The organism is Corynebacterium wankanglinii (genome assembly GCF_013601005.1).
In the GTDB taxonomy this organism is placed as follows: Bacteria; Actinomycetota; Actinomycetes; order Mycobacteriales; family Mycobacteriaceae; genus Corynebacterium; species Corynebacterium wankanglinii.
The window spans coordinates 17,434-30,503 of sequence record NZ_JABFED010000010.1 but is presented as its reverse complement, the minus strand read 5'-3'; the positions used below and the strand labels follow the sequence as shown (position 1 = coordinate 30,503).

Below are 13,070 nucleotides of genomic sequence, written 5' to 3'. Positions count from 1 at the left end.
GCTTCGGGCGTGACCATCGGCTTGTATACCGCTGCAAAGAACGGAAGGTCTGTTACGTGAAAATTGTGCATATAATTAACTCATTGGAGACGGGGGGAGCCGAAACACTCGTCGCTAATTTGGCGCTCGCTGCTAAGGAGGCGGGAGACGAATGCGAGATTGTGACGCTGCGCTCTGCAGGCGGAGTTCCTTTGAGGCGCGCCGAGAAACACGGCCTGAAAGTTACAGCAATTGCGTCTTCACTATGGGATCCGCGGATCCCGGTTCGCCTGCGGTCAATGACGCGAGATGCAGACGTGGTGCATGTGCATCTTTTTCCCGCGCTTTACTGGGCGACCGCGATCGCCAAACCTCTTCTGTTCACCGAGCACAGCACCTCGAATCGACGTATGGAAAACCCAGCATTCAGAGTTGCTGAGAGGTTCGTCTATGCTCGCTACAACGGTTTTTTCGCCATTAGCGATGGCGTGGCGGCTTCACTTTCTCGCTACCTTGAATTCCTAGGCTTGTGCAAACCTGTTGTGACCGCCCCGAATGGGATCAGCTCGGATTTCCTCACCGAAAATGGAGCGCGTGCTGCGGGGCAACGTCGTATTGCGTTCGTGGGATCGTTGAAAGAAGTGAAGCGTGTTGATCTGGCGATTCGTGCAGTTGCTCGTTTGAAAGACGCGAGACTGCAGATCGCTGGCGACGGGCCCCTTGCAGCCTCCCTCGTAGAGCTATCGCACGATCTGGGCGTCGCGTCGAGAGTTGAATTCCTAGGGGAGGTAGATGACGTTAAGTCTGTACTTCTACAGAATGATGTGCTGTTGTCGACCTCTGAGTTCGAAGGATTCAGTCTGGTTGCAGCTGAGGCACAGGCGACGGGTGTGCCCGTGGTCGGGCCGGACGTCGCCGGGTTTAACGAGGTGGTTTTGGATGGCGAAACGGGCGTCCTGTTCTCGGACCGCACCCCGGAGGGCATAGCGAGAGCGGTGAACGAGGTACTAACGCTTGAGGCCTACCCGAGATTCTCGGCCAATGCCGTAGCCCACGCTCGAAAATTCTCTATTGAGAACTCGTACCTCATTCAACGGAAACAATACTTGGCCCTGGTTCACGAATCGAAAAAAGCGTAAAGACCACTCGTGCTCTGTCGCCATTCCGACGTTTTGCGTATGGAGTGAGCGCAAGGCACTTCCGGGCTTTGGTTAGATCCCGCCCGGGCTACGTCTAAGGGAAGATCGCAGCGTCATCAAAAAGCGTGGCAGCAGCGGATGGACAAAGCTTGCCGCGGCGAGCAACCGATACTCGTAGCGAGAATCGGGATCTTTCACTACCACCTTTCGCGTGCGCTCGATATTGCTAATCAGTTTCCCGGTTAGGCTCGACCCACGTTTATGGTTCTTCATGAAGTCTGTCTCTAACGTTGCGAACATGGATTCGGCGAAAATGCGGTTGTCGAGTGCGTTCCTCAGCTCTGGAAGCTCTGATTTCTGCTCTTCCAGGTAGCACAAGAGCTTAACGTGGCTCTCAGCACTGGCGTTTCTGATCGAGCTGCTGGCATGGAGCCGGTATGCGTACAGTCGCGAGGCTTCGCTGACAATACCTTCGGCCCTTTTCACAGATTCCAAGTTCTGTATTAAATCTTCACCGATAACCACGTCACCTCGGAAATCGGATTCGGAAATAAGCACTCTTGGATAGAGTTTCGCGACGACTCCGTTGACCGATTTTTGGTACAGCAGGCTCGAAAGGGCGCTTAACCGATCTTGACGTGAATTGGGGCCGGATGAGACGCTGAAGGCAGGTCGTTCCCCATCTTGGTAGGGGCATATCTCAGAGCTAACAATGTGCCCCGGTGGACAATCATTTGAGGCTGCAAGCAACGTCTCCAAGAACTCGGGGTGAATGATGTCATCAGCGTCAATAAAGCAAACATATCGCCTAGTCGCAGCGCGGGCACCTGTAGCACGTGCGCCAGCGGCACCGCTATTCGGTTGATCTACGACTTTAAAGCGCGAGTCGTTTGCGGCGGTTTCCTTACAGATCTCCAAGCTTGAGTCGGTAGAGCCATCGTTTACAAGTAGGCATTCGAAGTCGTTCAGCGTTTGTCGTTGGATGTTACTGAGACATTCACCCAAAAATTTGGCTGCGTTGTAAACAGGTATCACGATCGATATCATTGCTCACCTCTGAAGATGTGAAAATCTGGCTGAAGCGGTGTTGCGGCGGCTTCAGGGCTAGTCGTGCAATAACCTACCGTCGCTCGAGGACTGCGTCGAGCGCGAGAAAGTGCTCCTCGGCGCGGTTCCGCAGCGATGCTATTTCCGAACTAGTTAATCGAGCTTGGTGGTCTTCCGTCAGCACACCTAGCCCACATTCCTGTAACGGAGTGACCGGGCACTCGATTCCGGCCATTCTTAAAGCTCGGGGAGTCTTCGAGCTGTAGGAAAGGGGGAGGACGGCTGCACCACTAAGCAGACCGAGAATGTTGGCGTGGAAGCGAGAGCCAATCACCAAATCAGCGGCACCGATAGTCCGGAGCGCCTCTGCAATGTCCCCGTCGTAGCAATAAACGGACAATTGGTCACAGGGAACGAGACCACTCGCGTCTAGAAGATGTTCGATACCCGTCTCATCGCCCTCTTTGGAACAGAAGGACATCAGGGTAACGTTGCGGTTCTCCGCCAGGAGCTGTTTGACCATTTCTGACAGCCCCTGGAAGTACGAATTACCAATTTCCTCTCCGAATCTGTATCCATCGACTACCGAAATGAGGGCAGAACCTTCGATGCGATCAGTCTGGAATTCGTCCATCTCGAGAGCGAATACGAGATCGGGGAGAAGACGGACGTTCGGGGCCCTGTCGAAGAATTCCAACGTTGCTTCGTCGCGGACGGTCACGTCGACGCAGCTACGTGCGATCTCTCGGATCGCAGATTTGAAAGCTTCCGGCCCCTCGTCGGTGATATTGCACCCGAGCACGTATACGGGCCGGTTTAGTCCTAGGTAAAAGTCTCTCTCTCGCTCCCAAAAATCCAAATTATTTTGGTACATAAAAATTGAACCGCCGGCGACGGCAAAGATGTCCTGCTGGCGGATAGTTTTGGCCCGGAAGTGATCTTTCCAGCGGGGAAGCAATCTATTGAGGATCTTAAATAGGAGCTCGCCGACTGCGGACCTCGATGGAATCACGTTTGGTACCCCGGAGAACGAGCTTTTGTGAGTCAAGCGCGAGACATGAAAGGTGTTGGTGTACCGCTGACTAAGGATGAAGGCGAAGAGGTCATCACCGAGGTTGGTGGCAGGGTAGGTCTGCAAATTCACTTCGACCTGTCTCATAAAAGAACCTTTCGGAGGCGATGAGCAGCACCTCTGCTACTGGTGCTTTTGGGCAGCGTGAGAGTCCCACTTATGACAAGCATTCAAGCCGAACGCCCAAAGAAGAATATCACTCGTAGCCAGCGTGAAATAGAGGACTCCAACAGCGTGGAGAAAAGGCAGATCGAAGGCAGCGATAACCGCAATAGAGAGCGCGATCAAGATAATTCTAATCACGGTGAGCATGAACAAGACTCGGGCGTAGGCCAATGACCTGAATATTCCTTTGATAGGCGTGATAGCCAATCTTGTTCCAGCGGCAAACGCTATCAACTGCAAAATCGGGATTGCGGCGTTCCAATCTGAACCCAGAATATAGGGCAGTAGTGGCGGCGCTAGAAACCAAATTGAGACGCTGAATAGGGCCCCGAGGGCCCAGTAGGCCTTTGAGTGCCTGAGATAGGTGCGTTTTAGGGTGCGAGCGTCGGATCTGAGCTTCTGTGAAACCTCGCCGTCAAAAGTGGAGGCACCTGCAAACGCTATCAATGCTATCGGGCCGGCGACTAAGCGCTCGGCCATCCCCAACTGTCCAGTTTCGGAAAGTGAAAAGAACAAACCCGAGACATACAGCGGTGCTTGAAGCGCCAACTGGTCGAAAACATTGGCTGGGGCGAAGATTACTGGGTACCGCCAGTGAGTCTTGATTGTCGTTAATGGCGCAGCACTCCGGAACAAAGGCACAAACGGGAGTAGGTAGCGAATGAGCACCAAGACACCGATTAGCGATCCGAGAAGTGAGCCAATTATCAGTCCATTGGCCCAGGTAAACCAGTTCAACGCGCCGATTGTGATCTGGGAGAGCGCGATAGTTGAGGACTGAACGCTGTTTCGAACACCCAGGCTGGAGTAGTGCCGATTACGAACTGCAATTTGGTTTAAAAGTCGGGTGCAGCAGTTTAGAAAAAGTTGGGATGACAAGGCAGCTGCGAGGAACGCAGGCGACGAATCGGAATCGCGGAAAATTCCGGGATTCATCCAAAGCACCCAGAAAGCAAGGAAGGAAAGAATTGCGCTTGCTAAGAACCCGGTAAGTATCAGGGAAGCTAGGTCTGCTCTAGAACCTGGCCTGATGATGGCTTGGTCGAGCCCGAGGGTCGAAACCGGCGCGAGCATGCCCGCGATAGCGAGGACCAAGGCAAATGTGCCGAATTCGGTAGGAGAATAAAATCTCGCGATGATCGGCACAGCTAGGATCGAGACGACTTGGCCCATCCCGCTGCCGAGAAAAATTCCGAGGAACCCTTTGCGTCCGCCTGAAGGGTTTCGTGGCATCACATATCTCCCGGCTGTCTTTGTGGGGCTACCGCTGGCACAAGCGGTGCGCCAGCTTCGTAGAAGTATATCCCGCAGCAAATGTCCTCTTTCGACTACGGCATATAGTCCGAGGAAGAAACACTCGGTAGGGGTAATCCGCAAGTGGACGCTAGCCCCTACGCCTCCGCCGGCTACGATCGTTTCTCTGCTAGAGATGAATGTGATCCGTTAATGGACACCAACTAAAGGTACGATTACCACCGTCTATTTTCTTCGAGTTGCGAGGTTTTAAATGAGAACTGTTGTTACTGGCGGTGCCGGTTTTATTGGCTCGCACCTTGTCGACCTCCTGGTGGGGGACGGGCACCAGGTCACGGTCATCGACAACCTAAGTTCAGGGCGCACTGAGAACATTGCCAGCCACCTTGAATCTGGTGCAGTCGAACTTCTCGAGCAAGACATTCGTGACGCAGATTTCGAAGCGATCTTCCGTCGCGTCGAACCTGAGGTGGTTTTCCATCTGGCAGCGCAGATTGATGTGCGACGCTCCGTTGAGGACCCGCTTCTTGATGCCGAGATGAACGTCACCGCGACTATCCGTCTTGCGGAGGCTGCTCGGCGTACGGGGGTGCGTCGAGTGGTGCACACGTCTTCCGGTGGTTCGATTTACGGTGAGCCTGAGCAGCTGCCGGCTACGGAGCAGTTGCACGTTGACCCGAAGTCGCCGTATGCGGCGTCGAAGGTCGCTGGTGAGCTGTACTTGAACGTGTACCGCCAGCTCTACGGTTTGGAAACGAGCTTCATTGCGCCCGCGAATGTTTACGGTCCCCGGCAGAACCCATTCGGAGAGGCCGGAGTGGTCGCGATCTTCTCGCGGAACTTGCTCGACGGCAATCCTACCTGTGTGTTTGGTGGGGGCACGAACACGCGTGACTACGTTTACGTGGGGGATGTGGCTCGTGCTTTTTACCTTGCCTCTGCGGAGGCCGGTGATGGTGAACGCTTCAACATCGGTGCTGGCGTGGAGACGACTGACCGGGCACTCCACACTGCGGTGGCGAAAGCTGTCGGCGCGCCGGATGAACCAAACGATGAGCCCGCTCGTCTGGGCGATGTCGCTCGCTCTTCGCTGAGCTACGAGAAGGCAGAGCGAGTGCTTGGGTGGACGCCGCTGGTGCCCTTGGATGAGGGCGTGGCGCGCACGGTGGAGTACTTCCGTAACGAACCGGGCCGCGAATAGCTCCGCTGGCGCCATGCGTGACCAATTTATGGTTAAGTCCGCGTAGGTGGTGTATGAGTTCCTCCGAATCGTCAGTGATCTGTTAGCAGGGATCGGGTCCGGCACGGACCTGGGTGTGGTTGGTCATTACGTTGCAATCTCCTTGCCTGCCGGGGTGGTGGTGTCGGCGTCGATGAGTTTGGCTGTGATCAACGCCTTGGTTTGCTCTCGGCTCGAAAACCAAGCCCCCGCACACAAACAATCGGGCACTCTCTCAGTATGGGGTGCCGGAATGTCTATGGTTTTCGGACACCAAAAGGCCGAACTAACGGCCCTAGAAAACGTCAGCCTGTCGGTTCTGCAGGGGAGTGGACGACGGTGATGAGGGCGTCGGGAAGCGGGAAATCTACGCTGCTCCACGTTCTTGCTGGGCTTAAGGTGCCCACCTCGGGGGTCTGGCTGGGGACAGGGAGATCGCGTGGCTCAGCGAATCCGCCCGGGCGTAGCTGCGCCGCACCGAGATCGGCGTGGTGTTCCAGGAGTTCAACCTGGTGCCCGTGCTGAACGTGCGGGATAACCTGCTGCTTCCGCTGCGCCTGGCGCACAGGAAGGTAGACCGCGGGCACTTCGATGAGGTAGTGGAGACCCTGGGCCTCGGCGGGAGGCTGCGCCGCCTGCTGCACGAGCTGTCGGGCGGGCAGCGCCAGCGCGTCGCCATCGGGCGGGCGGTGCTCGCCAGGCCGGCGGTGATGTTCGCGGACGAGCCGACCGGCAGCCTCGACACCGAGACCGGCACGGAGGTGCTTCGCTTGTTCCGGCGGCTTGTGGACGAGATGGGACAGACCCTCATGCTTACCACCCACGACGAGCGGGCGGCGTCCTTTGGCGACAAACTCATCCGGATGAAAGACGGGCGGATCGTTTCGTGATACGCCTAGCCCTCGCGCAACTTCGGCGTCGGCCAGCCCGCTACATCGGGCTCCTGCTGGCCGTGGTGGCGGCGGTGGCCCTGACCATCGCGGCCGCGGCGATCGGGCTGACCATCAGACAGACCGTCGACCGCACCTTCGCCGCCCCCTACGCCTCCGCCGGCTACGTGCAGACGGTCGAGGGTTTCGTTCCCGAGGGGCCGCCGGGCGCTGTCTTTGACAGGAGGACGTCGGCGCCGATGAGCGTGGAGGGAAACCTGTACCAGTCCATACCTATCACTGGGGTTTCCGAGGGGCCGCTGCAGTGGCGCGGCGTACTCGAGGGACGCCTGCCGCACGGCCCGGGGGAGATCGCGGCCACCGGGGAGGAGCCGCCGGTGGGGTCGATACAGACGCTGCTCTTCGGCGCGCAGCAGGTGGAGGTGACGGTCGTCGGGCGCGTCACGCCGAGCGCCGCGGAGCTGCTCGTCGGGGGCGCCGGGCTCGTCGCGGACAACGTGGCAATCGCCCAGTGGCAGCCCACCGACACGCCCTCAGGGGAGGTGCGCTCGACCGGACGTTCCTCGACAGCGTCAGCGCCGCCGCGCATGTGCAGACGCTTAGCGACGACTACTTCGCGTCCCGCGACAAGTACTTCCTCCTGATCACGGCATTTACCCTGGTTGGTGGCGATCGTGGCCGCGCTGACGATCTACTCGGCGATGTCCGTGATCACGAGGTCGCGGGAGACGAAGCTGGTGAGGGCGATCGGTGGGTCGTCGATAGGCATTCTGGCGGCGGCGGTTGTCGAGGCCACCGTGCTCGGCCTCCTCGGCGCCGCCCTCGGCCTGCCCCTCGGGGTCGCGCTGGCCGGCGCCGCGCCCGCGGTGACTGAGGAGATGGGGATCCTCGTCCCCCTCGACAACGTCGGGCTGCCCGCCACGTGGCTTGCCGCCATCGGGGCCGGCGCGCTTGCGGTCACGGTGCTGTCGGCGCTGCCCGCGGCGGTGTTGTCGGTGCGCCGCAGTGCCGTCGAGAGCGCCGAGGCTTCGGGAAGCCGCGCGCTGCAGGCGGGGTACGTGGTGGTGGCGATCGTGTTCGCCGGCGCCGCGTTCGCGTTGCGCGGCGGGGGAGTGATCCGGGCGGTCGCCTCGGCGGGCCTGGCGACGCTCTCCGCCGCCGCCGCGCTCTCCGTCATCATCCCGCTGCTGCTCCGGGTGCGCGTGACCCTGCCACCGCTGGGCCTGGCGCTGGGTTACACGTCGCGGCAGTGGAACAGGTCGGCGTCGGTGATCGGGATTGTGACGGTCGCCGTCGCGCTCGTCGCCGCGGTGCTGACGGGTTCTGAGCAGCCGCGCTCCCACTTCGTCGACGCAGCCAGCAAGCAGGGGCTTGTCGACGCCACCGTGACCTCCCTCCCCGGCGACATCGCCCCCACCCTCGCCGACGCCCAGGCCGCGACCCCGGGCGTGGCGGCGAGCCTGGTGCCCCCGCGCGTTCCGGAGGGCTTCGCCGTCGATCCCGGCTCGCCGGTGCTGCGGCGGGGCGTTCAGTCGGGCGTCGTCAGCCTAGCGAAGGGCTCCACGGTGGACACGGAGCTGCCCACGGTGAAAACCTCGAACCTGTTCACGGTTGTAGACCCCGCCCTCGTCGCCGACACCGTCGACGCGGCGCCGCGCCCCACCGTCATGCTGCGGATGGAGGGCGCGCTGGTGCAGGACCCGGCCATGCTCGACGGAGTGCGCGCCGCGGCCGCCGGCGCCGACGCGCCGGTGACGATGACCGAGTCCTTCAGCCGCCGCGCCGACACCGTCGCAATGGTGGAGCGCCTGCTTTCGATCACCTGGATGATGAGCCTCATCGCCCTCGTCATCGCGCTGGTGGGCATTGCTAACACCGTATTCCTCTCCTGGCGGGAGCGCCGCCGGGACCGCGCGCTGCTGATCACGCTCGGGCAAACACCCTTGGGGAGCGTGGGCGTGATGGCGGTTGAGCTGCTGTTTCTCGTACTGCCGGCGGCGGGTGCCGGGTGGCTTGTGGGGGAGTGGGCCGGCGAGTTTATTGCCGCAATTGCGGTGGGGTGAGGGGCAGTATAGGAGATGACTTCGTATTGCTGCGAAGTGCTCGTCGATTTTTCGCTGATGGTCAGGCAGTCTGGAAAGGGGGGGGGGAGAACTGGCCTAGTATCCTCCCCCCCAAATAGCATTAGGTTTCCACCGGAAGACCGTTTTGCGTTCAAAGTGCCGGCGCTGCCAAGTAGATCGTGAACAAGGTGGAAACATCTGGGTTGATTCTTGGAGCGGTGCAACGAATTAATAGCAACAAGTTGCCCCTGTGCTCGAGCTCTTAGCCGATGCTTCGCCTGGTCCCCAACCGGCGTGCTATCTCTAGCCCATCGACGGTATGTACTCCTCGTCGATAGGCTGCCACGGGAGCGCTTCAAAAGATCCTTCCCAGATCGCTTCACTTTCATCTTGATGGAGCTCGCACCACCTAGCGAGGAACGCATGCGTTACTAGCTCCTCATCCAAGAATCCGAGAACTTCTCCCAATCTGCTGTAAAGGAGGTGTGGTTCACTGTTAGTGCGCCAAATTTCATCGACCTTTTCCCGGACAAACTTTTGCCCGTCGCTGTTACCTAGGAGGGCCACAGTTAGCAAGCTCACCGAAGTGTTTGCGGTAGAAAACGAGTCCAGAACCGCTTTGTAGATTTCCTCTTCCGGCCCGTGTTGCCCGGGCCCGTAACGGAGAGCGCGGAATGTCTGGTCGCGGAACTTCAACGACGGGTTTTCCCGCTTGTATTGCTTTTGGTCACCATCAAGGAGGCCGAGGACAGGATACTTACGATCCGGACGGGAATTTGAGGTTTCGGTGAATTTTATTACGTTGCCCTCGCCTCCGACTCCGTGTATTTCGACTTGATTCATATCCACCTTGTATGACTTTCCGTCAGCATCCTGCATCCGCAGACGGCGGAGTGTTTCTTTCGCTAATGCTTTCGAGAATTCATCCTCGGTGAATACTACACAGGAAGTAACATCCTCTCCCGTGAGTGCTCGCAAAGATGCGACATCCAAGCTCCCCTGGCTTAGTTTGCCGTTCGCTACAGACCACACAGCATCGTAGGGAAGCGGCGCCAGGGCATCATTAGAGTGCGTGGTGAACAGGATTTGTGCAGACTTGCGTCGCGCGACATCAATTAGGTACTCGACCAGCCTCTTTGTGGCGACGGGGTGTAGCCCATTTTCGATTTCTTCGATTAAGATGAGCGCTCCGTCTCCGGCCGTTTCGATCTCCTCGACAATTGAGATGATTGATGCTTCGCCGGCTCCAAAGTGAAACTGTGAATATCCGATTTTGGAGTCCTTGCTAAGGGTGCGAGCGAAAATAGCTTTGTCTGTACCGATCAGCGGCTGTGAGCTGTTCGGGTCATTCGAGACTTTGATGTAGTCTGTCGCGTCCTTTCCCAGAATGCGTTCGACTGCCTGCCGCGTCTCGGCGGTCAGCGGATTCTCGTATTTGGCTTTGAATGCCTTGCGCTGGAAGCTGCTGAGGTTCTTCTTTTCCGCAGCAGGGATAGTACGGCTGATCCCGATCAGTTTGGCTGGCCGGTTAATTGCGTTTCGATTCCATTTAGACTGCCTGTAGCTGGCGGTCATCGAGGAAGTTTTTCCTCGGGGGTGGGTTTTGCTGCGGGTGTCCGCAGGCTTTATTAATTCGTATTCGACGCTCCAATTTCGCATGGTCTCGTCGTACTTGCCAGCTTTGGCGAAAAATTGACTGGGTTTGAAAGCAGTGGAGGTTAGCGCAGCTGCGCCAAGCACGGTGGATTTTCCCGAGCCATTAGGGCCTACGATAGCCGTCACCGGGAAGTCGAATTGAATCGATGTGTCTTCCAACCCTCTCAGGCGGTTGAGGTCCATACGCTTCAAGTAATGTTCATACTTATTTTTGCTGACGCGATCGGTAAGCTCCCTAACCTGACTGTCGCGCACCTGTGAACGATAGTTCACGGTTACCTCCGTAGGTGTGTTGAACGAAAAGATGTGTAAGTATTTCGTATCACAATTAAGGTAACTGGGCTGGCAATCTGAGTAAGTTTTATTTATAAATAAATGGACAGTTTGCCGTCTATCGGTAAATCGGTAAGGGCGCATGCCGATTTTCTTGCCGACGTACCCTCAGCCCCATGCGCATCTTCACCCACGACGAAGTCCTCGCCCGCCTGAGCCCCGCCAATGCCGTCGACGCCCTCCGTCAGGCGCTGCGGGACGGCTTCGACCCGGCCACTGACCTTCCCCGCACGAAGGCGCCGCTGCACCGTGGGGAGATGCACATCCTGCCGGCGTCGCTGTCGCGCGTCAGCGGCGTGAAAATCTTGGCGATCCAGCCGGAGGACCACAACCCCACCCTCCCGCTAATCCAGGGCCAGTACCTGCTCATCGACAGCACTACGCTCACGCCCTTTTCGCTTCTCGACGGCACCGCCCTGACCACCCTGCGCACCCCCGCCGTCTCCATCGCCGGGGTGCGGGACTTCCTCACGGGTACCGCCGGGCCGCTGAAGGTGGTCATCTTCGGCACCGGGGCGCAGGGGCGCGGGCACGCCGCGACGGTGGAATCCGTGGTGGGGGCGGGGGAGGCGTCGATAAGCTTTGTCGGCCGCAGCGAGCCGCGGGACCTGGGGTATCCTTGGCTCGCGGCGGGGTCGACCGAGGCTCGTGAGGCGGTGGCGGCCGCGGATCTCGTCGTCTGCGCCACGACCGCGCGCGGGCCGATTCTTTCGCTAGCCGACGTCCGCCCCGACGCCCTCATCATCGCCGTTGGCTCTCACACCACCGACGCCCGCGAGCTCGGCTCCGACCTGATGGGCGCGTCGCACGTCATGGTCGAGGACGTGGACGCGGCGCTGCGCGAGGCCGGCGACGTCACCCTGGCCATTGCCGAAGGCGCGCTGGCGCGCTAGGACCTGATCCCCATGAAAGACGTGGTGACTGGGTCCGTCGAGCTCGAGCGAGACCGGCCGATCGTGTTCAAGACCGTCGGCATGCCGTGGGAGGACCTTGTGGTGGCCGACGCGGTGGATTGCGCCTGACGGGGGCTACGTACCCACTTGTCGCGCCCCGGAAGTTGCGATGATTTTCAGGGGTTACTCCCAGCCTGCCCGAGATGAGGATCGATGACCAGTCAGCCGTTCCCGACTGCTCCCCAGAACCCCAATGCGCCCAGCCCCTTCCAGCGGTCGAGTCCGGTTGCGCGTGTCGAGTGAACCGTTGGAGGGCGTCATCGTCGGCGCGGGTGTGCAGGGGCGGGCGCATGGGCGCACGGTTATGGATGTGTTGGAGGGGGTGCGGGAGGTGTCGGTGACGTTTATCTCGCGGAGCGTGCAGGCGGATTTGCCGCATCCGTGGGCCCCGGGCGGGGAGTGCTGCGGCCGATGAGGTGTTGGGGCGTGCCGGGTTGGTTGTGGTGGCGACGAGTGCGGGGGAACCTGTGGTCGTCGATAGGCAATTGCGTCCTGATGCGACTGTGCTTGCGGTGGGGGCGCACACGGTAGACACGCGAGAGTTGCATGAGGATGTGCTGCGCGGTGCACAGGTGATTGTGGAGGATGTGGGGCTGCGCGGCGGGCGGCCGGTGATGTGGCGATTTCGGTGGAGAAGGGGGCGTTTGCGTGCGATGACGTGGTGACGATGGCGGAGGTTATGCGCAGGGAGGTGGCGCTGGATCCGGCGCGGCGGGTGGGCAGCTACTGCTGAAGGGCAATCTGTCGCAACGCCAGCTTTACCCGCTTTGCGAAGTTGGGGCACCCTGCGCGGTGCAATGCGACATGGAGCGGGTCTTTTACGACGCCCGGCTGCGAGTAATACTCAAATTGGCCCGCGACCGCGTCGATGAATCCTGGTTGGTTGGAATCGGCGACGAGATTGAAGAAATCGTCGCTTTTGATGATTTCGTATTGTTCCTCGTCGGGGCGCGAGGTGAAATGGACAGGCCGGTTATCGGTGAGGATGTAGTGCACGTTCCCCGCCACTGCAGCCGCATGAACGTGGAAATCCCCCGAATCAGTTCCGCTGAAGTCGTAGTCGCCATCTGGTGCGACAACCGTGTCGTCGATAAGAGCTTCTATCATTTGGAATCGACGCTCGATCGCGGACCCCGACCACTCGGGATGTTTCTTACGCATGGTGCGTGTCGTCTCAGATTGGATGTCGCGGCTCTATAGGATCGAAAACATGCCACGGGTGCAGTTGCGCAAATGAAAGAGCCAGTCTGTCAGAATCCGACTGGCCAAGACATTGGCATCGATGAGCACCCGTTGTGTC

12 protein-coding genes are annotated in these 13,070 nt (G+C 59.2%); 7 read left to right on the top strand and 5 right to left on the bottom strand.

Annotation, left to right across the window (positions count from 1 at the left end):
* The first annotated feature begins 56 nt into the window (after positions 1–56).
* Entirely contained in the window at positions 57–1,118 is a 1,062-nt protein-coding gene (locus HMA55_RS10985) for a glycosyltransferase (RefSeq protein WP_181193083.1), read from the top strand.
* A 72-nt stretch (positions 1,119–1,190) separates the two neighbouring features.
* Here the strand turns inward: HMA55_RS10985 and HMA55_RS10980 are convergent, their stop codons facing one another.
* From HMA55_RS10980 to HMA55_RS10970, 3 genes are all read right to left on the bottom strand, one after another.
* The gene (locus HMA55_RS10980; RefSeq protein ID WP_181193082.1) at positions 1,191–2,165 is read right to left on the bottom strand and encodes a glycosyltransferase family 2 protein; all 975 of its coding nucleotides are present in this window, start codon (positions 2,163–2,165) and stop codon (positions 1,191–1,193) included.
* A gap of 73 nt (positions 2,166–2,238) precedes the next feature.
* A complete protein-coding gene (locus HMA55_RS10975; protein WP_181193081.1) occupies positions 2,239–3,324 on the bottom strand; it encodes a polysaccharide pyruvyl transferase family protein in 1,086 nt (361 codons plus the stop codon).
* 36 nt (positions 3,325–3,360) lie between these two features.
* Positions 3,361–4,635, bottom strand: a complete 1,275-nt coding sequence (locus tag HMA55_RS10970) for an oligosaccharide flippase family protein (RefSeq protein WP_257802630.1) — start codon at positions 4,633–4,635, stop codon at positions 3,361–3,363.
* 274 nt (positions 4,636–4,909) lie between these two features.
* Here HMA55_RS10970 and HMA55_RS10965 point away from each other — a divergent pair, with 274 nt between their 5' ends.
* The 4 genes from HMA55_RS10965 (at position 4,910) to HMA55_RS10955 (ending at position 8,828) form a co-directional block, all read left to right on the top strand.
* Entirely contained in the window at positions 4,910–5,857 is a 948-nt protein-coding gene (locus HMA55_RS10965) for an NAD-dependent epimerase/dehydratase family protein (protein WP_181193079.1), read from the top strand.
* A gap of 506 nt (positions 5,858–6,363) precedes the next feature.
* A complete protein-coding gene (locus HMA55_RS11375) occupies positions 6,364–6,765 on the top strand; it encodes an ABC transporter ATP-binding protein (RefSeq protein ID WP_257802629.1) in 402 nt (133 codons plus the stop codon).
* Positions 6,762–7,409 carry a hypothetical protein gene (locus HMA55_RS11370; protein WP_235961973.1) on the top strand — a complete coding sequence of 216 codons (648 nt, stop codon included), beginning with the start codon at positions 6,762–6,764 and terminating at the stop codon, positions 7,407–7,409. The genes HMA55_RS11375 and HMA55_RS11370 overlap by 4 nt, the downstream gene beginning before the upstream one ends.
* A 21-nt stretch (positions 7,410–7,430) precedes the next feature.
* Complete coding sequence (locus HMA55_RS10955) at positions 7,431–8,828, top strand: FtsX-like permease family protein (RefSeq protein ID WP_308240001.1); 1,398 nt, start codon at positions 7,431–7,433, stop codon at positions 8,826–8,828.
* A gap of 303 nt (positions 8,829–9,131) precedes the next feature.
* Here the strand turns inward: HMA55_RS10955 and HMA55_RS10950 are convergent, their stop codons facing one another.
* Positions 9,132–10,757 carry an ATP-dependent nuclease gene (locus HMA55_RS10950; protein ID WP_181193078.1) on the bottom strand — a complete coding sequence of 542 codons (1,626 nt, stop codon included), beginning with the start codon at positions 10,755–10,757 and terminating at the stop codon, positions 9,132–9,134.
* Between the two features lie 176 nt (positions 10,758–10,933).
* Here HMA55_RS10950 and HMA55_RS10945 point away from each other — a divergent pair, with 176 nt between their 5' ends.
* Both HMA55_RS10945 and HMA55_RS11575 read left to right on the top strand, forming a co-directional pair.
* The gene (locus HMA55_RS10945) at positions 10,934–11,710 is read left to right on the top strand and encodes an ornithine cyclodeaminase family protein (RefSeq protein ID WP_219910549.1); all 777 of its coding nucleotides are present in this window, start codon (positions 10,934–10,936) and stop codon (positions 11,708–11,710) included.
* A 476-nt stretch (positions 11,711–12,186) separates the two neighbouring features.
* Entirely contained in the window at positions 12,187–12,435 is a 249-nt protein-coding gene (locus tag HMA55_RS11575; protein WP_374680618.1) for a hypothetical protein, read from the top strand.
* A gap of 58 nt (positions 12,436–12,493) precedes the next feature.
* Here the strand turns inward: HMA55_RS11575 and HMA55_RS10935 are convergent, their stop codons facing one another.
* Positions 12,494–12,931, bottom strand: coding sequence for a PIN domain-containing protein (locus HMA55_RS10935; RefSeq protein ID WP_181193076.1), 438 nt, complete (start codon positions 12,929–12,931; stop codon positions 12,494–12,496).
* Between the last annotated feature and the right edge of the window lie 139 nt (positions 12,932–13,070).